Consider the following 1,930-nt stretch of genomic DNA (forward strand, 5'->3'; position numbering starts at 1 on the left):
GCGTTTGAGGACGCTCATTTTCCGATTGAAGCGCCAGATCCAATCGCGGCGATTCAGTTTCGGATGGAGCAGCAAGAGCTTGAGGATGTCGATATGGTGCCATTTTTTGGGCAACGTAGCAGAGTGTCAGAAGTGTTAAACCGCCAACGCAAGCTAAGCCTTAACATGATCCGTAAGCTGAATGAGGGGCTTAAAATCCCGCTTCCTTGCTTGATCAAAGATTATCAATTAGCCAAATAACGGAATATAGGGAGGTATGTTATGGGAAAATTATTCGGTAGTTTAACTGTAAAGTTAATGGTTTATATACTTTTAACACTGGCGGGGATGTGGTTTTATTTAGACTTTCTAGATGCAACGTTGCTAAATAAGATTCTTTTCGGCGTGTTTGCTTGTTGTCTCTTCATTTCCCTTACTATTGATTTTTTAAAACTGCTTGAACGCTTTAAAAGTGATGTTTAGCAACTGAGTTTGAAGCTTTTTAATGATAACGGAAAATCTAATGCTAAATAAGACCTTATTGTTGCGGAGGTGAATTTTAATGGCTGTGCATATTTTAACTATAAAAATGAACGCAATCAAACCAACCAAACATCACAAAGGATGGGTAGATTTTGAGCTTCAAGATCCGACTTCAAAGTTGTCAGATGTTGAAATTAGCGCCTTACATGAGTTGTTAAGTGAAGAACAGTTTGTGGAAATTGATTCTCGTTTTGAGGGCTATTCGAAGAATCGCGGTGTCTACGATTACAATCTCCCATTTGGACACTCGATTTTTCAAATTGAGGTTCCTGCGCATCAAATTACTCAAGCTTGTCAAATAGCTGAAAATTACATAAACGGAAAGGTTTGTCATGGCACCAATAATGGTTAATGGTGATCCTGACCAACAGTAATTTAACGGAAATTAAAGCATGAAATTAAACGTAGATTTATCAGAACTTCATAAAGTTGCGGCCAAAATGCACGATGCTGTTTATTGCTCTCATTGTGAAAAATGCGGTGATAACAAGCATTATTTTGAAGGGGACAAAGTGCCTGATTCATGTCTTAAATGTGGGGAGCATAAAGGCCTCTCAATCATTAGTGTTAACTGAGCGGAATCTCGCATGAAACTCATAGGTAGCTTAACTAAGGTCCTCAATACTCATTGGGTTAACGCATGGTATGCAATAGCTTGTGATATGGAAGCCAATAAACACTACGGCGATGCCAATTCGTTGATATTTCGTATAAAACTGTTTGCAAAAACCTTTTTTAAAAATAGCTAAGAAGTACGGAAACAAAAGAGCAAGGTGAACTGCCGAAATTAACTATCCACACTGTAATTGTATATTTAGCTCTTAACGCTTGGTTTAAGTCACATTCCCTTTCGCCTGAAGATATTGAATTAAAGGCGCATAAACGCCGGCATCAGCTTGGCGTAAGCTCGCAATGTACTCACCCCGCTCTTGGCTTTGTTTATCCAAATCTGTATTGGACCAAACTAAAGGCTTTTGTTTGAGTAGTACCATTCGTATGTAGTCCGTCATCACGCGCGAGTGACGTCCGTTGCCGTTAGGAAAAGGGTGAATTTTAACTAACCTGTGCTGTATCCGAGCCGAGAGTTCTAGGCTGTCATAGTGTTCAAACTCAATCCAGCATTTGATGTCTTCCAGAAAGTTGTGTAAATCTGGCCGGATATTCAGCGGATCGACACCAATGTTCAACTCTCGGTGACGGTAGCTGCCGGCCCATTCCCACACATCACCAAGCAAACGTTGATGCAACTCTTCCACAAACGCCATAGAAAGAATGTCATCCATGCTGGTTTTAGGCGTCGTGGCTAACCAACTCAACCCTTGTAGTATGTTGGCATTTTCAAGCTCATTAAGCTCTTCGCGAGTCGTGATGTGATCAAATTTCAGCCCGGCAACATCATCGGCATTTA

4 protein-coding genes are annotated in these 1,930 nt (G+C 40.6%); 3 read left to right on the top strand and 1 reads right to left on the bottom strand.

The features are described 5' to 3' along the window. The 3 genes from L5M28_RS23795 to L5M28_RS23805 form a co-directional block, all read left to right on the top strand. On the top strand, window positions 1-240 hold a 240-nt coding region (locus L5M28_RS23795), incomplete at its 5' end, for a helix-turn-helix domain-containing protein (RefSeq protein ID WP_411569193.1). A gap of 21 nt (window positions 241-261) precedes the next feature. Then, window positions 262-462: a hypothetical protein gene (locus tag L5M28_RS23800; protein ID WP_263204527.1), complete on the top strand. Its 201-nt coding sequence runs from the start codon at window positions 262-264 to the stop codon at window positions 460-462. Window positions 463-541: 79 nt separating this feature from the next. Beyond that, a complete protein-coding gene (locus L5M28_RS23805) occupies window positions 542-874 on the top strand; it encodes a hypothetical protein (RefSeq protein ID WP_263204528.1) in 333 nt (110 codons plus the stop codon). A 481-nt stretch (window positions 875-1,355) separates the two neighbouring features. Here L5M28_RS23805 and L5M28_RS23810 read toward each other — a convergent pair. Next, window positions 1,356-1,930: mobile mystery protein B (locus L5M28_RS23810; protein WP_263204529.1), on the bottom strand; the 575-nt coding region annotated here is incomplete at its 5' end.

The organism is Shewanella sp. SW32 (assembly GCF_025653365.1).
Taxonomy (GTDB): domain Bacteria; phylum Pseudomonadota; class Gammaproteobacteria; order Enterobacterales; family Shewanellaceae; genus Shewanella; species Shewanella oncorhynchi.

Coding starts and splice junctions, on each gene's coding strand:
- L5M28_RS23800 (WP_263204527.1), top strand. CDS start 262: ATGGGAAAATTATTCGGTAGTTTAACTGTAAAGTTAATGGTTTATATA.
- L5M28_RS23805 (WP_263204528.1), top strand. CDS start 542: ATGGCTGTGCATATTTTAACTATAAAAATGAACGCAATCAAACCAACC.